Raw genomic sequence first — 23,005 nt, forward strand, 5'->3', positions numbered from 1 at the left:
TCAAAATACGTGCAGCGGGCTGGCTGATATGCAGCCAGCCCGGTCTTATTCGGTGCGCCCGGAAATACGCTTGCCCCAGGCTTTGGCGGTGTCGCACAACGCCTGTTCGTCCATACGGGTCAGGCGGCGATCGTCGAGCAGTTGCTTGCCAGCGACCCAGACGTGGCTGACGCAGTCGCGGCCGGTTGCATATATAAGCTGTGACACCGGATCGTAGATGGGTTGACGTGCCAGGCCGGACAGGTCGAAGGCGACCATGTCTGCAGCCTTGCCGATCTCCAGCGAGCCCACTTCGTCCTGAATACCCAGTGCCCGAGCGCCATTGAGGGTTGCCATGCGCAATGCGCGGTGGGCGTCCAGTGCGGCAGCCGAGCCTGCAACGGCCTTGGCCAGCAGCGCTGCGGTGCGGGTTTCTCCCAGTAGATCCAAGTCATTGTTGCTCGCTGCGCCATCGGTACCTATCGCAACATTGACGCCAGCCTGCCACAGTCGTTCGACCGGGCAAAAGCCGCTGGCCAGTTTCAGGTTGGATTCCGGACAATGGATCACGCTGGAATTGCTTTCTACCAGCAAAGCCAGGTCGTCATCGCTGATTTGTGTCATGTGCACGGCCTGAAAGCGTGGGCCGAGCATGCCGAGCCGGTTCAGACGTGCCAATGGGCGTTCATCCGACTGAGCGACAGCCTGTTCCACTTCGAAGGCGGTTTCATGAACATGCATCTGAATCATGGCGTCCAGCTCATCGGCGATGACCCGGACTCTTTCCAGATTCTCGTCGCCAACGGTGTACGGTGCGTGAGGGCCGAAGGCGATCTTGATGCGCGGGTGGTGGGCCAGATCATTGAACAGTTGCACGCCCATGTGCAGGGCTTCATCGGTGTCGCGTGCACCGGGAATCGGAAAGTCCAGTACCGGTACGGTGATCTGGGCCCGGATCCCGCTGTTGTGCACGCGATCGGCTGCCACTGACGGGAAGAAGTACATGTCGGAGAAGCAGGTGATACCGCTTTTGAGTTGCTCGGCAATAGCCAGATCGGTGCCGTCGCGGATGAACTCTTCATCAACCCATTTGCTCTCCGCAGGCCAGATGTGGTCATGCAGCCAGGTCATCAAGGGGAGATCATCGGCCAGCCCGCGAAACAGCGTCATGGCCGCGTGGCCGTGGGCATTGATCAGGCCTGGGCTGAGCAACATCTCCGGCAGTTCAAGGGTTTGCAGGGCATTTTGCTTCAGGGCTTCGGCGCGGGGACCGATGTAGGCGATGCGGCCATCGCGAATGCCCAGACCATGATCCTTGAGTACCACGCCAGCAGGTTCGACCGGCACCAGCCAGGCGGGCAGGAGCAAGAGATCGAGCGGGGCAGCGGCATTAGGCATGACTGGGCTTCCGGGGCTTATTACGGGAACGGCGCAGTATACCCGAGCGTCTTCGTCGACGGCTCGCTATAATCGGCCGCTTTTGATGTCTGGCTTGGGTTTTTTGAGTATGGGGTGTGCAATGCGCGATCGATTGTTGGCTGCTGAGAAGGTGAAAGCCATCGATTGGCGAGATGGCGCTCTGTATCTGCTGGATCAGCGCATCTTGCCGTTCGAGGAAACCTGGCTCGCGTATGACAGCGCGGCGGGGGTTGCCGAGGCAATTCGTTCCATGGTTGTACGGGGTGCACCGGCTATTGGTATCAGTGCTGCTTACGGCGTTGTGCTAGGCGCCCGTGCCCGGATCGCCGCTGGCGGTGACTGGATTGCCGCCCTGGAAGAAGATTTTCGGGTGCTGGCAGACTCACGTCCAACGGCTGTCAATCTGTTCTGGGCGCTGAACCGGATGCGCGACCGCCTGCAGCGCATCAAAGAAGGGGATGATCCCATGGTTGTGCTGGAGGCTGAGGCGGTGTCTATCCATCTCAGCGATCGCGAAGCCAACCTGACCATGGCGCAATTGGGTGCAGACCTCATTCGCAAGAATCAGGGCAACCTGCAGGCCGTTCTGACCCATTGCAACACGGGCGCTCTGGCTACCGGTGGTTTCGGTACAGCGCTGGGTGTTATCCGTGCAGCGCATCTGGAAGGGATGATCGAGCGGGTCTATGCCGATGAAACCCGTCCATGGCTGCAAGGCTCGCGGCTTACTGCCTGGGAGCTGGCTAACGAAGGCATCCCGGTGACCCTCAATGCTGATTCGGCAGCCGCGCATTTGATGCGAACCAAAGGCATTACCTGGGTGATCGTGGGTGCCGACCGCATTACCGCCAATGGCGACGTGGCCAACAAGATCGGTACTTATCATCTGGCTGTCGCTGCGATGCACCATGGTGTGCGCTTCATGGTGGTCGCGCCGAGTTCGACCATTGATATGGACATGGCCAGCGGTGACGAAATCGTCATTGAAGAGCGCGACGGTCGTGAGCTGCTCGAAGTGGGTGGTCAACGTGTCGGTGCGGATGTCGACGCATTCAATCCGGTATTCGACGTTACGCCGGCTGACCTGATTGACGTGATCGTCACTGAAAAGGGCATTGTCGAGCGCCCGGACACCGCGAAAATGGCTCAGTTGATGTGCCGTAAGCGCCTGCATTGACCCGTTTGACGACGAGTGGAAGTTTGGTCGCAAGGGCGCTAATCGGGCCTGTAAGCGTTTCTCAGCGGTCTTGCGGCAGACAAGCTCGTTTTCAGGGCTTTCAAAGGATAGGTGCTTAGCGGCGATTGTGGTAACATCCGGCGGTTTCCAGGGGCGCTTGCGGTAGTCGTCCCTACTGCGCAGATCCAGTGCATAACTCGTTGATTTGTCGTAAGTCGTTGCCAGGCAAACGTGCCGGTAGCGGCGAGCTTCGTTCCTCCCGGATGGATGTTCGAAGTTTCACCAGAAAAAGGAATCGAGCTTCTCATGGGCGAACTGGCCAAAGAAATCCTCCCGGTCAATATCGAAGACGAGCTGAAGCAGTCCTACCTCGACTACGCAATGAGCGTAATCGTCGGGCGGGCACTGCCCGATGCACGCGATGGCTTGAAGCCCGTGCACCGGCGTGTACTGTTCGCGATGAGTGAACTGGGTAACGACTGGAACAAGCCGTACAAGAAATCCGCCCGTGTGGTCGGTGACGTTATCGGTAAGTATCACCCGCACGGCGACACGGCCGTGTACGACACCATCGTTCGTATGGCCCAGCCATTCTCGCTGCGCTATCTGCTGGTAGACGGTCAGGGCAACTTCGGTTCGGTCGACGGCGACAACGCTGCGGCCATGCGATACACCGAAGTGCGCATGACCAAGCTGGCTCACGAGCTGCTGGCTGACCTGCACAAAGAAACCGTGGACTGGGTGCCGAACTACGACGGCACGGAAATGATCCCTGCGGTCATGCCGACCCGTATTCCCAATCTGTTGGTCAACGGCTCCAGCGGTATCGCCGTGGGCATGGCGACCAACATTCCGCCGCACAACCTCGGTGAAGTGATTGATGGTTGCCTGGCGCTGATCGACAACCCTGAAATTTCCATTGATGAACTGATGCAGTTCATCCCGGGCCCGGACTTCCCGACTGCCGCGATCATCAATGGTCGTGCCGGTATCGTCGAAGCCTATCGCACCGGTCGCGGTCGTATTTACATGCGTGCCCGCTCGATCGTTGAAGACATCGACAAGGTCGGTGGTCGTCAGCAGATCGTCATCACCGAGCTGCCGTACCAGTTGAACAAGGCCCGCCTGATCGAGAAGATCGCCGAGCTGGTTAAAGAGAAGAAGCTGGAAGGCATCACTGAGCTGCGCGACGAGTCCGACAAGGACGGTATGCGCGTTGTGATCGAGCTGCGTCGCGGCGAAGTGCCTGAGGTCATCCTCAATAATCTCTATGCCCAGACCCAGCTGCAAAGTGTTTTCGGTATCAACATCGTTGCACTGATCGATGGCCGTCCGCGCATCCTGAACCTCAAGGATCTGCTGGAAGCCTTCGTCCGCCACCGTCGCGAAGTAGTCACCCGCCGTACCGTTTTCGAACTGCGTAAAGCCCGTGAGCGTGGTCATTTGCTCGAAGGTCAAGCGGTTGCCCTTTCTAACATCGATCCGGTTATCGCCCTGATCAAAGCCTCGCCGACGCCTGCTGAAGCCAAGATCGGGTTGATTTCGACCCCTTGGGAATCCAGCGCAGTCGTGGAAATGGTCGAGCGCGCCGGTGCCGATTCCTGCCGTCCGGAAAACCTAGATCCGCAGTACGGTCTGCGTGACGGCAAGTATTTCCTGTCGCCTGAACAGGCTCAGGCCATTCTCGAATTGCGTCTGCACCGCCTGACCGGTCTTGAGCATGAAAAACTGCTCACCGAGTATCAGGAAATCCTCAGCCAGATCGGCGAACTGTTGCGCATCCTCAACAGCGCCGTGCGCCTGATGGAAGTGATCCGCGAAGAGCTGGAACTGATCCGCGTCGAGTACGGCGATGTTCGTCGCACTGAAATTCTCGATGCGCGTCTGGACCTGACCCTGGGCGACATGATTCCGGAAGAGGAACGCGTCGTTACGATTTCCCACGGCGGCTATGCCAAGACTCAGCCACTGGCGGTCTACCAGGCTCAGCGTCGAGGCGGTAAAGGTAAATCGGCTACTGGCATCAAGGATGAGGACTACATCGCTCACCTGCTGGTTGCCAACAGCCACACCACGCTGCTCATGTTCTCCAGCAAGGGCAAGGTGTATTGGCTCAAGACCTACGAGATTCCGGAAGCATCCCGCGCTGCCCGCGGCCGTCCGCTGGTCAATCTGTTGCCGCTGAGCGACGGCGAGTACATCACCACTATGTTGCCGGTCGACCTGGAAGCCATGCGCAAGCGGGCTGACGAGGAGGAGGCTGGTATCGAAGGTGAGCTCGACGACGCAGAGAACAGCAACGAGACCGAAGAAGAGCGTAAAGCGCGCATCAAGGCTGCAGACAAGAAGAAGGCTCCATTCATCTTCATGTCCACTGCCAACGGTACCGTGAAGAAAACTCCTTTGGTGGCCTTCAGTCGTCAGCGTAGCGTGGGTCTGATCGCGCTTGAGCTGGACGAAGGCGACATCCTGATCTCCGCAGCCATCACTGACGGCGAGCAGGAAATCATGCTGTTCTCCGACGGCGGCAAAGTAACGCGCTTCAAGGAGTCCGACGTTCGCGCCATGGGCCGTACCGCTCGCGGTGTGCGCGGCATGCGTCTGCCAGAAGGTCAGAAGCTGATTTCGATGCTGATCCCGGAAGAAGGCAGCCAGATCCTCACTGCCTCCGAGCGTGGTTATGGCAAGCGTACGGCGATTTCCGAGTTCCCTGAGTACAAACGTGGCGGTCAGGGCGTTATCGCCATGGTCAGCAACGAGCGTAACGGCCGTCTGGTCGGCGCGGTGCAAGTACTCGACGGCGAAGAAATCATGCTGATCTCCGATCAGGGCACGCTGGTTCGTACTCGTGTCGATGAAGTGTCCAGCCTGGGTCGTAATACCCAGGGTGTCACGCTGATCAAGCTGGCTAGCGACGAGAAACTGGTCGGTCTGGAGCGTGTGCAGGAACCTTCCGAAGTGGAAGGCGAAGAGCTGGTAATCGGTGAAGACGGCGAAATCATCGAAGGCGAAGCGCTGAGCATCGCTGACGAGGATGCCTCTGCCGACCTGCAAGCCGACGCTGCTTCGGACGACGAAGAACCGCAAAGTTAAGAGGGACCTGTAGGAGCTCACCGAGGTTACGAGGCCAGCGATAGCGGTATGTCTGATACAACGCCATCGCTGGCCTCGTAACCTCGGTGAGCTCCTACAGAAAAGATGTAGGTTCAAGCAACCCTGTGTTGTTTGACAGAAGTAGCCAAAGGCTGCGAACGGTTCTGAACTGTGTCGCGGCCTTTGCCATCTTCGACTCCAGATGACCCAAGCCTGAGAAAATCAGAGCGTAGTGAGAGTGGATATGAGCAAGCGAGCCTTTAACTTCTGCGCAGGTCCTGCTGCGCTTCCTGAAGCTGTTCTGCTGCGTGCCCAGGCGGAACTCTTGGACTGGCATGGCAAAGGCCTGTCCGTTATGGAAATGAGCCATCGCAGTGATGAGTTCACCTCCATCGCCAACAAGGCCGAGCAAGATTTGCGCGACCTGCTGACGATTCCCTCGAACTACAAAGTACTGTTTCTGCAGGGTGGTGCGAGCCAGCAGTTTGCTCAGATCCCTCTGAATTTGCTGCCTGAAAACGGCTCTGCCGACTATATCGATACAGGTATCTGGTCGCAGAAAGCCATTGAAGAAGCTTCGCGTTATGGTCACGTCAATGTGGCCGCCAGCGCCAAGCCTTACGATTATTTCGCCATTCCGGGCCAGAACGAGTGGAAGCTGTCCGCGGACGCTGCCTACGTTCATTACGCCCCGAACGAAACCATCGGCGGTCTGGAGTTTGACTGGATTCCGCAGACCGGTGATGTGCCGCTAGTAGCTGATATGTCTTCCGATATTCTGTCCCGTCCGGTAGACGTCTCGCGTTTCGGCATGATCTACGCCGGCGCCCAGAAAAACATCGGCCCGAGCGGTATCGTCGTCGTGATCATTCGCGAAGACCTGCTGGGTCGCGCCCGTTCGCTGTGCCCGACCATGCTCAACTACAAGGTCGCGGCTGATAACAGCTCGATGTACAACACGCCACCGACTCTGGCCTGGTACCTGTCCGGTCTGGTCTTCGAATGGCTGAAAGAGCAGGGTGGCGTCGAAGCTATCGGCAAGCTCAACGAAGTCAAAAAGCGCACGCTTTATGACTTCATTGATGCCAGCGGCCTGTACAGCAACCCGATCAACAAATCTGACCGCTCGTGGATGAACGTACCGTTCCGTCTTGCTGATGATCGTCTGGACAAGCCGTTCCTGGCGGGCGCTGATGCGCGCGGGCTGCTCAATCTCAAAGGTCACCGTTCGGTCGGTGGCATGCGTGCCTCTATTTATAATGCCGTGGACATCAACGCGATCAACGCGCTGGTGGCTTACATGGCAGAGTTCGAGAAGGAACACGGCTAATGTCCGAGCAAGAACTCAAGGCGCTGCGCGTCCGCATCGACAGCCTGGACGAAAAAGTCCTGGAGTTGATCAGCGAGCGTGCACGCTGTGCCCAGGAAGTAGCGCGGGTAAAAATGGCCAATCTGGCTGAAGGCGAAGTGCCGGTTTTTTACCGCCCAGAGCGTGAAGCCCAGGTGCTCAAGCGGGTCATGGAACGCAATCGTGGCCCATTGAGCAACGAAGAGATGGCGCGTCTGTTTCGCGAAATCATGTCCTCATGCCTGGCGCTGGAGCAGCCGCTGAAAGTCGCTTACCTCGGGCCTGAAGGTACCTTCACTCAGGCAGCAGCGATCAAGCATTTCGGTAACGCTGTTATCAGTCTGCCGATGGCGGCAATTGATGAAGTGTTCCGTGAAGTCGCTGCCGGTGCTGTGAATTTTGGCGTCGTGCCGGTGGAAAACTCCACCGAGGGCGCAGTCAATCACACGCTGGACAGCTTCCTTGAGCACGACATGGTGATCTGTGGCGAAGTCGAGCTGCGTATCCACCATCACTTGCTGATCGGTGAAAACACCAAGACCGAAAGCATCAGCCGCATCTACTCCCACGCTCAGTCGCTGGCACAGTGCCGCAAGTGGCTGGACGCGCATTACCCGAACGTCGAGCGGGTCGCAGTGGCGAGTAATGCCGAAGCCGCCAAGCGGGTGAAAGGTGAGTGGAACTCCGCAGCGATTGCCGGTGATATGAGTGCAAATCTCTACGGTTTGACGCGCATCGCTGAAAAAATCGAAGACCGTCCGGACAACTCCACACGGTTTTTGATTATCGGCAGTCAGGAAGTGCCGCCAACTGGCGACGACAAGACTTCAATCATCGTATCCATGAGCAACAAGCCGGGCGCTCTGCATGAATTGCTGGTGCCATTCCACGAGAACGGCCTGGATCTGACCCGCATCGAGACTCGCCCGTCGCGCAGCGGTAAATGGACCTACGTGTTCTTTATCGACTTCGTTGGTCACCATCGCGACCCATTGGTCAAAGCGGTGCTGGAGCGGATCAGTCAGGAAGCGGTGGCGCTCAAGGTGCTGGGTTCTTACCCGAAAGCGGTTCTCTGAGGATTGAGCTGATACCTGTATAAGCTCACGAGCAACGCGAGGCAGCGATAGCGCTTACGTCATCGCTGGCCTCGTAACTTCAGTGAGTTCCTACAGGATTTGGGTCAACTCAGAAGATTGCATTTGTTAACAGCAGCGGCCCTTTATCTCTGACATTGCGCTGTCGCGCGGCGAATAATGGACCTGTAGGAGCGCACTCGCACCGCGAGGCCGCGATAGCGGTGTATCAGACAGGACGCCATCGCTGCCTCGCGGTGCTCGTGAGCTCCTACAGATAATTGTTCCAATTCAGAAGATTGCATTTTGTTTATAAGAGGTTAGCGACACATGACTGGCGACTTCCTCGCACTGGCTCAGCCGGGTGTGCAAAAACTTTCGCCTTATGTTCCGGGTAAGCCTGTGAACGAGCTGGCACGCGAGTTGGGCATCGATCCCGCAAAGATCATCAAGCTGGCGAGCAACGAAAACCCGTTGGGCCCAAGCCCCAAAGCGCTTAGCGCGATTCGCGACGAATTGGCCGAGCTGACGCGTTATCCGGATGGCAATGGCTTCGAGCTGAAAAAGCGCCTCTCAGAACGCTGTGGTGTGCAGATCGATCAAGTAACGCTGGGCAACGGTTCCAACGATATCCTTGAGTTGGTCGCCCGTGCGTACCTGGCTCCGGGTCTTAATGCAGTATTCAGCGAATTCGCTTTCGCGGTTTACCCGATTGTTACCCAGGCGATCGGTGCCACGGCTCGCGTCACGCCCGCCAAGGATTGGGGGCATGATCTGCACGCAATGCTGGCGGCGATTGATGACGATACCCGAGTGGTATTTATCGCCAACCCCAACAACCCGACCGGAACCTGGTTTGGGCCGGACGCGCTGAGCCAGTTCCTCGCCGCAGTCCCAGAGCATGTGCTGGTGGTGCTGGACGAGGCCTATATCGAATACGCCCAGGGCGGCGATCTGCCCGACGGCCTCGATTATCTGGCTGCTCATCCGAATCTGCTCGTTTCGCGCACCTTCTCTAAGGCCTACGGTCTGGCGTCATTGCGCGTGGGTTACGGCTTGTCGTCCCCGGCAGTGGCGGATGTGTTGAACCGCGTGCGCCAGCCTTTCAACGTCAACAGCCTTGCTTTGGCCGCCGCTTGCGCCGCGCTGGATGACGTTGAATATCTGACTCAAAGCCGCCAGTTGAACGAAGTCGGCATGGAGCAGCTTGAGGGTGGCTTGCGCTTGCTTGGGCTGAGCTGGATTCCATCCAAAGGCAATTTCATTGCCGTCGACATTGGGCGTGACAGTGCTCCGGTTTATCAAGGGCTGCTGCGCGAGGGTGTGATTGTTCGCCCGGTCGCCGGCTACGGTATGCCCAATCATCTTCGTGTGAGTATCGGTTTGTTGGAAGAAAACACTCGTTTCCTTGAAGCGTTGGCCAGGGTTCTGGCACGTGATTGATGTCATCTCAGTGAAATCAAACCAGCCTATTATGCGGCGCTTGGTGGTTGTGGGTCTCGGTCTGATTGGCGGGTCTTTCGCCAAAGGCATTCGGGAAAGTGGTTTGTGCGGTGAGGTAGTCGGCGTTGATCTCGACCCCCAATCGCGCAAGTTAGCTGTCGAGCTGGGCGTTGTGGATCGCTGCGAAGTCGATCTGGCGGTGGCCTGTCGCGATGCCGACGTGATTCAGCTCGCTGTGCCGATCCTTGCGATGGAAAAAGTGCTGGCGCTGCTGGCGACCTTCGATCTGGGCGATGCAGTGCTGACGGATGTTGGCAGTGCCAAGGGCAACGTAGTCAACGCTGCGCGTCTGGCGTTTGGCGGGATGCCTTCGCGATTTGTGCCAGGACACCCGATTGCTGGCTCTGAGCAGAGCGGAGTCGAAGCGTCCAATGCGCAGTTGTTCAAGCGGCACAAAGTAATACTCACGCCACTGCCCGAGACTGATCCGAAAGCTCTGGCAGTTGTCGATCGACTCTGGTCCGAACTGGGTGCTGACGTGGAACACATGGAGGTCGAACGTCACGATGAGGTGTTGGCCGCAACCAGTCATTTGCCTCATCTATTGGCATTCGGTCTGGTGGACTCGTTGGCCAAACGTAACGAAAATCTCGATATCTTCAGATACGCGGCCGGTGGCTTTCGCGATTTCACGCGCATTGCCGGTAGCGATCCGGTGATGTGGCACGACATCTTTCTGGCCAACCGCGAGGCTGTGTTGCGCACTCTGGATACCTTTCGAACGGATTTGGATGCGCTGCGTGACGCGATGGTGGCGGGTGATGGTCATCAGTTGCTGGGTGTGTTCACCCGCGCCCGCGTTGCCCGTGAGCATTTCGGCAAGATCCTTGCCCAGCGTGCTTACGTAGAGCCAGTGGCGGCCGAGGATCTGGTCTTTATCGCCAGTCCTGGTGGTCGGGTTTCAGGTCAGGTCCGTGTGCCGGGGGACAAGTCCATCTCCCATCGCTCGATCATGCTGGGCTCGTTGGCTGAGGGTACGACAGAAGTCGAAGGCTTCCTCGAAGGCGAGGATGCACTGGCGACGCTGCAAGCGTTCCGCGATATGGGGGTGGTGATTGAAGGACCGCATCACGGTCGTCTGACTATTCACGGTGTTGGGCTGCATGGGCTCAAGTCTGCGCCTGGGCCGATTTATCTGGGTAACTCCGGTACGTCAATGCGCCTGCTGGCGGGTTTGCTGGCTGCGCAGAGTTTCGACAGCACATTGATCGGCGATGCTTCGCTTTCCCGGCGTCCAATGGGCCGAGTGGCTGAGCCGTTGCGGGCAATGGGCGCAGTGATTGAAACCGCTGCCGAGGGGCGTCCGCCTTTGAAGATCAAAGGCGGGCAGACGCTCAATGGCTTGACCTATGAAATGCCCATTGCCAGCGCACAGGTTAAATCGTCGCTGTTGTTAGCCGGCCTTTATGCGCAGGGCACAACGACAGTGATCGAGCCGGCACCTACGCGAGACCACACGGAGCGTATGCTGCGAGGCTTCGGTCACTCGGTGACGATTGATGGTGCAAAGGTTTCGCTGGAGTCTGAATCTGGATTGAGGGCTGCGCGTATCGAAGTGCCCGCGGACATTTCGTCAGCAGCATTCTTTATGGTGGCCGCGTCCATTGCCGAGGGTTCCAACCTGTTGCTCGAACATGTCGGCATTAACCCCACGCGCACAGGTGTCATCGATATCCTGCGTCTGATGGGGGCCGACATCACGTTGGAAAATCAGCGTGAGGCGGGTGGTGAACCTGTGGCTGACGTGCGTGTGCGCTCGGCGTCACTCAGCGGAATTGAAATCCCGCAGGAGCTGGTACCGCTGGCGATTGATGAGTTTCCGGTGATCTTCGTGGCCGCTGCTTGTGCTCAAGGTCGCACGGTGTTGCGGGGCGCGCAGGAGTTGCGAGTCAAGGAGTCGGATCGTATTCAAGCCATGGCCGACGGTCTGTTAAAGCTGGGCGTCAGTGTCGAGCCTACGCCGGACGGCATTATCATTGACGGCGGTCAGATAGGTGGTGGTGTGGTTGATGCCCAGGGCGATCACCGTATTGCCATGGCTTTCAGTGTTGCGGCGCTGCGTGCAACAGCGCCGATTCAGATCCATGATTGTGCGAACGTCGCTACGTCGTTCCCAAATTTTCTCGCGCTTAGCGCTCAAGTCGGCATGCGTGTAGCGCAAGAGGGGCAGTTGTGAAAATTCAAGCACCGGTTATTACCATTGACGGACCTAGCGGTTCCGGGAAGGGCACAGTTGCAGGGCTGTTGGCTAAACGCCTCGGCTGGTGTCTGCTCGATTCCGGCGCGCTGTATCGCTTGCTGGCGTTCGCCGCTCGCAATCATGGCGTGGACCTGACCAATGAGGAGGCCCTGAAATTGCTGGCTGCGCATCTGGATGTGCAGTTCGAAACCGGCATTGAAGGGCAGGAGCAGCGGATTATTCTGGAGGGTGAGGACGTTACTCACTCGATTCGTAATGAGCAGATCGGCAGCGGCGCTTCGCAAGTGGCTTCATTGCCTGCGGTGCGTGACGCATTGCTGCAACGCCAACGTGCTTTTCAGGAAGAGCCAGGCCTTGTCGCAGACGGTCGCGACATGGGAACCGTCGTGTTTCCGGACGCGCCGCTGAAGATTTTTCTGACCGCCAGCGCCGAGGAGCGTGCCCGTCGACGTTACTTGCAGTTGAAGGCCAAGGGCGATGATGTTAGTCTGTCGAGTCTGCTAGATGAGATAAGTGCACGCGACGAGCGTGACACCCAGCGAGCGGTAGCCCCGCTCAAGCCAGCGCACGACGCTATTCAGCTGGATTCTACCGAATTGTCCATCGAGCAGGTGCTGGAACGCATTCTGAGTGAAATCGCGCTTCGCGATATTGCCGGGTGACAAAGAAGCATGTGGGAGACCAGAAATAGTCCCGCAGGCTTTCTTTTACTTGAACGTAACCCACGTTGTCTGGAACGTGGCAGATGGGCGTATCCTTCGCCCTTGATCAACAGGAATTAAAATGAGCGAAAGCTTTGCAGAACTTTTTGAAGAAAGCCTAAAGACCCTCAACCTTCAGGCCGGTTCGATCATCACCGCTATCATCGTTGATATCGATTACCAGGCAGGCTGGGTGACGGTTCATGCCGGTCTGAAATCTGAAGGCCTGATCCCGCTGGAACAGTTCCACAACGACGCTGGCGATCTGACTATCAAGATCGGCGACGAAGTTCACGTTGCGCTGGACGCGGTAGAAGACGGCTTTGGCGAAACCAAGCTGTCCCGCGAAAAAGCCAAGCGTGCCGAGTGCTGGATTGTTCTGGAAGCGGCTTTCGCAGCTGAAGAAGTGGTCAAGGGCGTTATCAACGGTAAGGTTAAAGGCGGCTTCACTGTCGACGTTAACGGCATCCGTGCGTTCCTGCCTGGTTCTTTGGTCGACGTCCGCCCAGTGCGCGACACGACTCACCTGGAAGGCAAAGAGCTCGAGTTCAAGGTCATCAAGCTGGACCAGAAGCGCAACAACGTTGTTGTTTCGCGTCGCAGCGTGCTGGAAGCCGAGAACAGTGCCGAGCGCGAAGCTCTGCTCGAGTCCCTGCAGGAAGGTCAACAAGTCAAAGGTATCGTCAAGAACCTCACCGATTACGGCGCATTCGTCGATCTGGGTGGCGTCGATGGCCTGCTGCACATCACCGACATGGCCTGGAAGCGCATCAAGCATCCATCGGAAATCGTCAATGTTGGCGATGAGATCGATGTAAAAGTGCTGAAGTACGATCGCGAGCGCAATCGTGTTTCCCTGGGTCTGAAGCAACTGGGCGAAGACCCATGGGTTGCTATCAAGGCTCGTTACCCGGAAAGCACTCGCGTAACTGCGCGTGTTACCAACCTGACCGACTACGGCTGCTTCGCAGAGCTGGAAGAAGGCGTGGAAGGCCTGGTACACGTTTCCGAAATGGACTGGACCAACAAAAACATCCACCCTTCGAAAGTCGTGCAAGTCGGCGACGAAGTGGAAGTTATGGTTCTGGACATCGACGAAGAGCGCCGTCGTATCTCCCTCGGCATCAAACAGTGCAAATCTAACCCATGGGAAGATTTCTCTGGCCAGTTCAACAAGGGCGATAAAATCTCCGGCACCATCAAGTCGATCACCGATTTCGGTATCTTCATTGGTCTGGACGGCGGCATCGACGGCCTGGTTCACCTGTCCGACATCTCCTGGAACGAAGTGGGCGAAGAAGCCGTACGTCGCTTCAAGAAGGGCGACGAGCTCGACACAGTGATCCTGTCTGTTGATCCAGAGCGTGAGCGTATCTCGCTGGGTATCAAGCAACTGGAAAGCGATCCGTTCTCCGAGTACGTCACTGTCAATGACAAAGGCGCAATCGTTCGCGGTATCGTTAAAGAAGTTGACGCAAAAGGCGCCATCATCACTCTAGCCGACGACATCGAAGCTTCCCTGAAAGCCTCCGAAATCAGCCGTGACCGCGTTGAAGACGCGCGTAACGTTCTGAAAGAAGGCGAAGAGATCGAAGCCAAGATCATCAGCGTTGACCGCAAGAGCCGCGTGATCAGCTTGTCCATCAAGTCAAAAGACGTTGAAGATGAGAAAGAAGCGATCCAGAGCCTGCGTAGCAAGCCTGAGACCGCAGAAAACACTGGTCCTACCACTCTTGGTGACCTGTTGCGTGCTCAAATGGAAAAGCAGAACTAAGTTCTGACTGACCATTAGAAAAAGGGCGACTTCGGTCGCCCTTTTTTGTGGGCGCTATTCCTATAGTTGAATGGCTATCGGTTTCAGAGGCTCTCAAGGCTCCGTCGCATGCCGTTATCTATTTATTGTGTGGGAGGCCGTGATTTGACTGTTACTGATCCTGAATTGCCCTCTGGGCGGCTCCGGTTAGATTTTGCATGTATGTGCTGAACTGCTTGCAATACGCGGCCTGGCGCATTGGAGTCAATATGTCTCTAAAGTGACCGACTCAGAAAAGTCAATACACGGGCTGTTCAAATTCATCTGGTCATGCTAAAACCTTCGGAGCGCTTATCTAGCTGCTTGAAAAAGAAGGGAAAAATATGACGAAGTCGGAGTTGATCGAACGAATTGTCACCCATCAAGGGCTGCTCTCATCCAAAGATGTCGAGTTGGCTATCAAGACTATGCTTGAGCAAATGTCCCAGTGTCTGGCGACGGGCGACCGCATCGAGATTCGTGGGTTTGGCAGCTTCTCTCTGCATTACCGTGCTCCCCGAGTAGGGCGTAACCCCAAGACCGGCCAGTCGGTCAGCCTTGACGGCAAATTCGTACCGCATTTCAAGCCGGGTAAAGAGTTGCGTGATCGCGTAAACGAAGACGAAGAAGAGGGGCTCCTGGCCTCCCGATAGGAGAAGCAAATGCGGATGTTCACACGAGTAATTGCGGCCTTGGTCGCGCTGTTGCTCATCGTGTCGACGATCGTTTTCATTCTGGAGAATCAACAGAAGGTCGCATTGGTCTTTTTGGGTTGGTCCTCGCCTGAACTGTTCCTTGCTGTGCCCATCATCGTCGCGTTGCTTGTAGGCATGCTCATCGGTCCCGTCCTGGGCTGGGCGGCTGGCGCGAGAAGAAAGCGTAAACTTTCTCGTGGTTCGATTTAGGTCACCCATCCAATTGTAGGCTTACTCGCCTCTTTAAAAACTCACTTTGGTGCGCCCCGGCTAAAGTGGATTTTTCTGTGTCTGATAAAACCGTAATTGGTTTATTTCGTAATTAATTTTTCATTTTTTAGTTTGCTATGTCTGATTATTCAACATGGCATGTAGGTGTGCGCGCGTTTAGTGGTAGGAAAACGCTACTATCTTTGTCGGAGTGATAACAAAGAGTTGTAGGAAGGTTGGTGAGTTAGTTTTCAAAGTAAGCGGTTATTCAGTGTTTTCAAGGGTTAGCCATTTTGCTATGGGGTTGCTTGCCGCTTTCTTCAATGTTTGTCAATGCTTGTGAAATGTTTTGTTGGGCGCAGAATAGGTGCAGTCATTGACCGCTATATAACAGGTCGATTGAGTGTGATGCCCTTGTATATTTTTGGGGGAACATAAGTTTAGATCAGGCTAGAGGGTATTCATGAGTTATCCAGAAGTCATTCATCATGGCGGTGTCAGTAGTATTACTGGTTCCTGCCATCAGTTACTGGCTGATGAATTAAATAGTCTGCTTATTGATTGTGGGCTGCGTCTCGATGGGGATTCATTCTCTAGCTCAACGTCAGATCTATTTGACAATTTTAAGTCCGAAAGCATAAAAGCACTGATTCTTACTCATGTGCACGTTGATCATGTAGGACGCATCCCGGATCTACTCGCGGCGGGTTACAGGGGGCCGATAATATGCAGTGAGCCTTCAGAGCGAATGCTGCCGATTACTCTCGAAGATGCTTGTAAGCATCAGTTTGGTCATGACACAAAGCGCATTGATCAATGCCTCGCGCTCGTCGCTGCGCAGACAATAGGTTTACCGTTCGATACTTGGTATCCGCTCGTTGACTCCGCTGAGCTTGTTATCAGAGTACGACTGCAGCGTGCGGGCCATATCCTGGGATCTGCCTATGTAGAGTGCGATGTTCGGTATCCGTCTGAGCAGCGAGATAGGCGCATCGTCTTTTCCGGCGACCTGGGCTCCAGCCATAACCCTATCCTTCGTAATCCTGAGCCTCCGGCTCGGGCTGATCTCATGGTACTTGAGAGTACTTATGGAGATCGTCTCCATGAAGATCGGGGCAGTCGCCAGGCGCGCCTTGAGCAGGTTATTGATAAGGCGTTAGCTGATCACGGAACAATTCTGGTTCCCGCTTTCAGCATCGGCCGAACTCAAGAGCTGTTGTTTGAAATTGAAGACATCCTGCGTCGCAAAGCGCTTGTCGAGGACCATGACCGCGAGTCACAGAATCTTGATGCTACCGGTCTACCCGTTGAGTGGCCTCAGTTACCTATCATCCTCGACTCCCCGCTGGCAAGTCGCTTTACGGCGGTTTATCAGGAGTTCGGTGACTATTGGAATGATGAGGCTCAGGACCGCTTGGGTCAGGGTCGAAAGCCTCTTGGCTTCAAGCAACTCATCGTTGTGGACAGTCACGACAAGCATCTGCAGGTAGTTAATTACCTGTCCAGTACTGGCCGTCCTGCGATCGTGATAGCGGGTAGCGGCATGTGCTCTGGCGGGAGGATCGTGAATTACCTCAAAGCGATGCTCGGTGATGCCCGGCACAACGTGGTGTTCGCTGGCTATCAAGCTAAAGGTACGCCAGGTGCCGCGATCCAGAAATACGGTCCGTCAGGTGGTTATGTTGAGCTGGATAAAGACCGTTTCAGCATAAAGGCTGGCATCACCACTGTGGGCGGCTACTCGGCACATGCGGATCAGCAGGAGTTAGTGAGTTTTGTGACTGGCATGGATCAATGGCCTGAGGAAATTCGGCTGGTGCATGGTGAACCTCACGCCAAGGACACATTGGCAAATCTGTTAAGACGTAAGTACTCGTTAAAGTCCAGACGGTTGAAGCTGGATATCCCAGGGCGTAAAGACTGAGAAGAATAATCGGTTTTCGTATTTGAATGACCAAGGTAGGGGTGTTACAGGCATGTTGGCTATAAAGGGGGTATATGCAGCCCGCGAGTGGTCCTTTTCTGTCTATATAATATTTGCCGCTTGTATTCTGGTTGTATTTGGCAGTATGCGTGATTTTGTAGGGGCGGCAGGTTATTGGGCAATGTGGGCAGGTATTGGTATTTGTGGCCTACTTAACATCATACGCAGTTATAGCGGAGTTCTTGTTGAAAAAAGGTTTACTTGGGTCTGTAGCGCACACGCCATTTTTTTGTCAGGATTTGTAATCGCTGCAGTAGTTAATTCGGATACCTATACCTGGTACCAGCTTGCAAAGCTTCTGTGTATTTTTTTGATTTTTGTCGTGTTGTTTATTAATGCCCGTAAATTGTCGGGTCGAGCGGCTTATGAGATGTGTAGCGTTTTGATATATTTGGCGTTCACGATATTTATACTGTGTAAGTATGTGTTCACTGAGTACTATGTTTCCTTCGGTGGAAGGCAGGGTAGTCGCTTCGCGTATCCCGGAGTGCTGTGGAAAACAGTGGTTTTTTTTTCGGGCCTGGTTCTCGTCAAGATCTTATATGACTCTAAAAAAAGCGCTTGTGACTTTTTAGTGCTGGGAATGGCTATATACCTGTTGCTGATGGATGCAAGTCGCACCGGGCTTTTGCTGGCAGTGGTCATTTATGGAGGACTCATTTTTTCAAGGTACAAGCTGGCCGCTTTAAAAGCACTGGCGGTTCTATTGTTAATGGCTCTCTCGGTTTATACGTTGACTCTGGCCGTTGATGGCCTGGATGAAGGTCTGAAAGGCAAATATCCTATCGTTTTTGATCGTTTTTTTGTAACGGATAAAACTCGGTACCGCCTGCTGTCGGTAGGACTCGAGCATGCTGAGAACTGCTTTATCTTCGGCTGTGGTTTCGGGAGCGCTGTCGCCCTCAAGGCCGGAGAGGCGTTGGTTGTTCATAACGCCTATCTGGCCGCGCTAGGTGAGTTGGGGATTGTAGGCTTCGCAGGTTTCACATTACTTATGTTAATGCCTGTCATTTTTTTTGTGGGTAGGCAAACTGCGAGAACTGGGGGCGCTGATCTTCAGAGCAAGCTTGGGTTAGTAGCGATGCTTGGTGGGTTGGGTTATGGGCTTTCGATGATGCTTCATCCAATGAGCTCTGAGCTATCAGAGTGGGGGATCTGGATAATCATGATCGCTTGGCAGTCTGCAGCGTATTCATCGAGCGATGCTGCATCAGTTTTTGATAAGAGAATACTTTGAAGAAGCTGGCGCATAACGTCACCCTGCTATTCGTTGCGCAGGCCGCGGGGTACCTTATTCCCATATTTGAAATACCAATACTGGCAAGGTCGTTAGGACCTGAAGCATATGGAAAGCTGGTAATAGTTCAAGCTTTGGCACTGCTGGCATCATTGTTTGTAGAGTATGGTTTCGGAGTCAGTGCTGCGAGGCAAATAGCGTTAGTAAACGGAGAGCGACATAGGATTAGTGACATATTTGGACAGGTTATGTCCGCAAAGCTGATGCTTTCCGGAGTAATTATTGTGCTCTTTTTTTTCTGGTTGATAGTTCAAGAGCATGCCGTGTTGGAAACCCGTTTGGTAGGATTCGGGGTGCTGTATTTCCTGGCTTTTGGATTGAGCCCTATGTGGTTGTTTCAGGGGTTAGAGCAATTATCCATGATCACTTTGGTAGATCTGGTGCTCAGAGGCTCCGGATTGTTATTACTGTTTGGCCTCGTTAAGCATCAAGGGGATTATGATCTCGCTCTGGGGATACTGGCGACAGTAAGTATATTGAACACGTTGGGAGGCTTTTATCTATGTGAAAAATGGGTATGTGGAGTGTCTCTGACGTGTAGCGGCGGTTTCTCACAACTCAAAACCGGCTTCCATATTTTTATTTACAAAGGGGCAGGTAACGCATTAATGAACGCGGGGGGACCGTTGGTATCGTTGTTCGTTGGAGTCCAGGCATTGGCTTACTTCGCTGCTGCCGAAAAAGTGGTTAGAAGCCTGGTCGGGTTGTCTGCACCTGTTTTGACGGGAGTCTTCCCCTACCTTAGCAGGTTGGGGGTGAACAACAGTCGATCAGCTGTCTCGTCCTGTCTAGTGATTGTTGCTGTTTTTTTTGTCGGCGGAGTTTTGCTCGCCCTGTTAGCCGTCCTGTTTGGTCGTAGAGGGTTGGCCTTATTACTGGGTAGCGGGTTTGAAACCGCTGCTGACTTGTTGATTATTTTTGTCTGGATCATCCCTTTCAGGCTGGCTAACCATGCAATGGGTCTTACAGGTCTTATCGTTATGGGCAGGCAAAAGCTACTGGCCAACCTGACGTTGATGAGTTCTTTTTGCGCTGTTGTGTGCTCTGCCATCCTGGCTGGGGTGTACGGGGCTATGGGAGTGATCATTGGATTCATCATCGCAGAAGTGATGCTGTTTGTTTTGTTGGTATTTATCGTTATCAACCTGTGGCTTGCAGAGTCGCGAGAAGTTAATGACTGTGTCCCCCCATGATTGAATGGATGAACATGATATCTGTATTGACAACTACATTTAATCGCGCGCACACCCTAAGGCGCCTGTTCGACAGCTTGGTTGCTCAAGATAACGCCCGCTTTGAATGGGTGGTTGTTGACGACGGTAGTAGCGATGGAACTGAGGAGCTGCTAGGAAACTTTGCGCAAGATGGGCGCATTAGCTTACGTGTGGTCAAGCAGTCCAACGCTGGAAAGCACCTGGCGATTAACGTCGGTGTGGAGGCAGCATCAGGCAACTGGATATTTATCGTCGATAGCGATGACATGCTTACCCCTGACGCTATCAGCAAGGTTTATGACGGAATTGATAGAGCCAGAGATAGTTTACTCTTGGGAATATGTTTTCGTAGAGGTGACTTTGAGGGGGGCGTGATTGGTGTGAAAGTTATGGCTGAGAAATCTGAATTTTCTTACATGCATAGCACAGAGGCTGGATGTTTTTATCAGGGCGATCTTGCTTATATATTTAAAAAGCAAGCACTACTTGATCATCCATTTCCCGCATTTGAAGAAGAGAACTTTGTACCTGAGCTTTTAATTTGGAACGAAATCGCCGATGTTGGGAAAATTGCCTATTTTCACCGAGATATTATTTATCTTTGTGAGTATCTAGCGGATGGATATACCAGGAATTTTAGTGTCAATCTCAGGCGAAATCCTAAAGGGTTTGGCGCGTTCTACAGGCAGCAATTTTTTCGTGAAACCACGGCTATCGGCAGACTAAAAAAAGCAGTGCGATATCTGCAGTGTATTTACTACGCAAAGAAACGGACTTGGGGCAAGTGAGAATTCTATATGTGATCACCAGTCTTGACGTGGGCGGTGCTGAGCGTCAGGTTATGGATATTGCTCGGCGCATGGCAAAAGACCACGAAATTTGCATTTGTTACCTCACTGGCGAACAAGCTCTCTCGACGCAAGACGCGCCGATCCAGGTAGAGGCTCTTGGAATGCGTAAGGGTATCGCCAGCTTTTTTTCTGGTTATTTTAAACTTCGGTTCCTCGTTCGTAAGTTTCGTCCCGACGTAGTTCATAGCCATATGGTGCATGCCAATATTCTGGCCCGGTTAGTGCGCCTTTCATTGCGCTTTCCCGTGCTGGTTTGTAGTGCGCACAGTACATTTGAGGGTGGAAGGCTACGGATGCTCGCGTATCGCCTCACCGACTGTTTTGCGGATCTGACAACTAATGTTAGTCACGATGCCGTTAAGGCGTTCGAGGCACAAGGCGCGGTACGCAAAGATTCCATGCGCGTTGTGCATAATGGTATCGATACTGATTTATTCAGGTTCGATCCTAAAGCGCGTGCGCAAATAAGGTTGGAACATGGCGTCAAAGATTCCGATACACTAATTCTTGCGGTCGGTCGGCTCGTAGCAGCCAAGGACTACCCGAATTTGCTGACCGCTTATTCCCTGCTAAAAAAAGGTGGAGTATCAACCAGGTTGTGGATTGTCGGTGAGGGATGCGAAAGAAAAGATCTGGACAAGCTAACAAAAAAATTAGAATTGCAGCACGATGTTTCGTTTATGGGCATTAGGCATGATATCGCTTTGCTTTATAATGCTGCAGATCTCTATGTTCTGTCTTCTGCCTGGGAGGGTTTGCCGCTTGTCGTCGCAGAGGCTATGGCAACAGAACGTTTAGTTGTTGCAACTGATTGTGGTGGAGTACGGCAACTTGTTGGTGCGAACGCTGTTCTAGTGCCACCTGGAAATCCCGAACTCTTGGCTCTGGGGATAGGCAGAGCGCTAGAGTTATCACCGGAAGAGAAAACATCGCTCGGTACAAAAGCGCGCTCCAGAATCATTGAAGAGTTCTCACTCCGCAGTACAGTGGCCGCATGGCAGATGATCTATACGAGTTTATGCGCTGATCATTAAATCACTCGAGTGAGCCCGTTTCTTGGGAAGTTGTAATGCCGTACATGCATGTCGATAAGACAAGGAAATAAGTATGAAGGTTGCGCTGATTGGCACCACCGCTGACTATGTTTTGAATTTTCGCTCGTCGCTTATTTCAGACCTAGTTGAGAGGGGGCATACGGTTTATGTTTTCGCTCTTGATTATTGCGTCCGCACTCGTGGTGAAATATCCGAGCTCGGTGGTGTGCCGATGAGCTATACATTTAGTCGCTCAGGTCTGAACGTTTTGGCTGATGCAGTTAATACCCTCAGGCTGTCGGCTCAATTAAAAAAATTAGCGCCTGATGTTGTTTTTTCGTATTGCACCAAGCCCGTTATATTCGGAACCGTTGCGGCCGTACTTGCCGGTGTAAAGAACCGTGTCGGAATGCTTGAAGGTCTGGGGTATGCCTTCACTTACGATCCTCGAGGAAGGGGGGGTAGGAAAGCCCTGGTGCGTCAGGCTCAGCTGCTGCTGTATAGACTTACGCTTCCGCTCCTTAGGCGTGTCATATTTTTGAACATGGACGACCCCAAGGATTTGCTGCAAAAGCATAACTTGAGGGTCAGGAATCTCTCAGTGCTGGGGGCGATTGGTCTTGATCTGAGTGCCTACACCTATTCAAAGCCGTCGACCAATCCGGTCCGGTTTATCTTTATCGGCCGATTACTCGCAGAAAAAGGCGTACATGAATACGTAGAGGCAGCACGTCTGGTCAAGCTTCGCCACCCGCTTGCGGAATTTGTGATGCTCGGCGGGCTTGATGAGTGCAATCCCAGCGGCATTTCTTCGGAGAGGCTCGCGGAGCTTGTCGACAAAGGCGTGGTAATACATCCGGGACATGTGCAAAACGTGAATGAGTGGCTAAGCCGATCAAGCGTGTTCGTATTGCCATCTTACAGGGAGGGCTTTCCACGAAGTACTCAGGAGGCAATGGCCATAGGACGACCTGTCATCACAACTGATATGCCAGGGTGTAGAGAGACCGTCGTCGATGGGAAAAATGGTTTTCTGATCCCGCCTTGGTGTGCCTCAACGTTGGCCGAAAAAATGATCTATTTCATCGAGCACCCCGAGCAGGTCGAGATCATGGGGTTGGCAAGCTATGCGATAGCCCAGGAGAAATTTGATGTGCGGAAGGTTAATGCGCGGTTGATTGAGTTTTTGACGTGATTTCGTGAAGGCTGAATGCTTGATTTTGCATGCGTGCTCGAAGAGGCTTTTAGTTTTCTTGTTATGGCACAGGTAGCCCGCGTGACAGATGTTTTAGGGTCCCAATCTCGACATGGTTTTGGATCAAGCTATCCCTATTCGGTTACTATTGGAAAAGGAATCACCTCTTGAGCTGTGGTTCTATGGAATCCTGAACGAGTTCTGCAAGTGCAGCCGTGCGATTCATTCAATGGTTATATT

At 54.0% G+C, this 23,005-nt stretch carries 17 protein-coding genes; 16 read left to right on the forward strand and 1 reads right to left on the reverse strand.

Annotated features, from left to right (window positions below; all coding sequences use genetic code 11):
- Positions 1 to 45: 45 nt before the first annotated feature.
- A complete protein-coding gene (locus ABRP31_RS06065) occupies positions 46 to 1,377 on the reverse strand; it encodes a TRZ/ATZ family hydrolase (protein WP_349971507.1) in 1,332 nt (443 codons plus the stop codon).
- A 121-nt stretch (positions 1,378 to 1,498) separates the two neighbouring features.
- Between ABRP31_RS06065 and mtnA the strand changes: the two genes are divergently transcribed.
- The 16 genes from mtnA (at position 1,499) to ABRP31_RS06145 (ending at position 22,765) form a co-directional block, all read left to right on the forward strand.
- A complete protein-coding gene (gene mtnA, locus ABRP31_RS06070) occupies positions 1,499 to 2,575 on the forward strand; it encodes an S-methyl-5-thioribose-1-phosphate isomerase (protein WP_087270828.1) in 1,077 nt (358 codons plus the stop codon).
- Positions 2,576 to 2,881: 306 nt separating this feature from the next.
- Entirely contained in the window at positions 2,882 to 5,668 is a 2,787-nt protein-coding gene (gene gyrA, locus ABRP31_RS06075) for a DNA gyrase subunit A (protein ID WP_349971506.1), read from the forward strand.
- 244 nt (positions 5,669 to 5,912) lie between these two features.
- Positions 5,913 to 6,998: a 3-phosphoserine/phosphohydroxythreonine transaminase gene (gene serC / locus ABRP31_RS06080; RefSeq protein WP_187520747.1), complete on the forward strand. Its 1,086-nt coding sequence runs from the start codon at positions 5,913 to 5,915 to the stop codon at positions 6,996 to 6,998.
- Positions 6,998 to 8,092, forward strand: a complete 1,095-nt coding sequence (gene pheA / locus ABRP31_RS06085; protein ID WP_349971505.1) for a prephenate dehydratase — start codon at positions 6,998 to 7,000, stop codon at positions 8,090 to 8,092. Before serC ends, pheA begins: the two co-directional genes overlap by 1 nt.
- 327 nt (positions 8,093 to 8,419) lie before the next feature.
- Positions 8,420 to 9,532 (forward strand): histidinol-phosphate transaminase, encoded by a 1,113-nt coding sequence (gene hisC / locus ABRP31_RS06090; protein ID WP_349971504.1) that lies wholly within the window; start codon positions 8,420 to 8,422, stop codon positions 9,530 to 9,532.
- Positions 9,533 to 9,560: 28 nt separating this feature from the next.
- Positions 9,561 to 11,768, forward strand: coding sequence for a bifunctional prephenate dehydrogenase/3-phosphoshikimate 1-carboxyvinyltransferase (locus tag ABRP31_RS06095; protein ID WP_349971533.1), 2,208 nt, complete (start codon positions 9,561 to 9,563; stop codon positions 11,766 to 11,768).
- Positions 11,765 to 12,454 carry a (d)CMP kinase gene (gene cmk / locus ABRP31_RS06100; RefSeq protein ID WP_087270846.1) on the forward strand — a complete coding sequence of 230 codons (690 nt, stop codon included), beginning with the start codon at positions 11,765 to 11,767 and terminating at the stop codon, positions 12,452 to 12,454. Before ABRP31_RS06095 ends, cmk begins: the two co-directional genes overlap by 4 nt.
- Positions 12,455 to 12,575: 121 nt before the next feature.
- On the forward strand, positions 12,576 to 14,267 hold the full coding sequence (gene rpsA, locus ABRP31_RS06105) for a 30S ribosomal protein S1 (protein WP_027902857.1): 1,692 nt from the start codon (positions 12,576 to 12,578) through the stop codon (positions 14,265 to 14,267).
- Between the two features lie 362 nt (positions 14,268 to 14,629).
- Positions 14,630 to 14,938: an integration host factor subunit beta gene (gene ihfB / locus ABRP31_RS06110; protein ID WP_087270849.1), complete on the forward strand. Its 309-nt coding sequence runs from the start codon at positions 14,630 to 14,632 to the stop codon at positions 14,936 to 14,938.
- A 9-nt stretch (positions 14,939 to 14,947) separates the two neighbouring features.
- Entirely contained in the window at positions 14,948 to 15,190 is a 243-nt protein-coding gene (locus ABRP31_RS06115; protein ID WP_349971503.1) for a lipopolysaccharide assembly protein LapA domain-containing protein, read from the forward strand.
- 463 nt (positions 15,191 to 15,653) lie between these two features.
- The gene (locus ABRP31_RS06120; protein WP_349971502.1) at positions 15,654 to 17,114 is read left to right on the forward strand and encodes an MBL fold metallo-hydrolase; all 1,461 of its coding nucleotides are present in this window, start codon (positions 15,654 to 15,656) and stop codon (positions 17,112 to 17,114) included.
- Between the two features lie 52 nt (positions 17,115 to 17,166).
- Positions 17,167 to 18,411: a hypothetical protein gene (locus ABRP31_RS06125; protein WP_349971501.1), complete on the forward strand. Its 1,245-nt coding sequence runs from the start codon at positions 17,167 to 17,169 to the stop codon at positions 18,409 to 18,411.
- The gene (locus ABRP31_RS06130; protein ID WP_349971500.1) at positions 18,408 to 19,664 is read left to right on the forward strand and encodes an oligosaccharide flippase family protein; all 1,257 of its coding nucleotides are present in this window, start codon (positions 18,408 to 18,410) and stop codon (positions 19,662 to 19,664) included. The genes ABRP31_RS06125 and ABRP31_RS06130 overlap by 4 nt, the downstream gene beginning before the upstream one ends.
- Positions 19,661 to 20,473, forward strand: coding sequence for a glycosyltransferase family A protein (locus tag ABRP31_RS06135; protein WP_349971499.1), 813 nt, complete (start codon positions 19,661 to 19,663; stop codon positions 20,471 to 20,473). Before ABRP31_RS06130 ends, ABRP31_RS06135 begins: the two co-directional genes overlap by 4 nt.
- 11 nt (positions 20,474 to 20,484) lie before the next feature.
- Positions 20,485 to 21,570: a glycosyltransferase gene (locus tag ABRP31_RS06140; RefSeq protein ID WP_349971498.1), complete on the forward strand. Its 1,086-nt coding sequence runs from the start codon at positions 20,485 to 20,487 to the stop codon at positions 21,568 to 21,570.
- Between the two features lie 73 nt (positions 21,571 to 21,643).
- Positions 21,644 to 22,765, forward strand: a complete 1,122-nt coding sequence (locus tag ABRP31_RS06145; protein ID WP_349971497.1) for a glycosyltransferase family 4 protein — start codon at positions 21,644 to 21,646, stop codon at positions 22,763 to 22,765.
- Positions 22,766 to 23,005: the final 240 nt, after the last annotated feature.

Origin of the sequence: Pseudomonas caspiana, assembly GCF_040224095.2 — a bacterium.
GTDB lineage: Bacteria > Pseudomonadota > Gammaproteobacteria > Pseudomonadales > Pseudomonadaceae > Aquipseudomonas > Aquipseudomonas caspiana.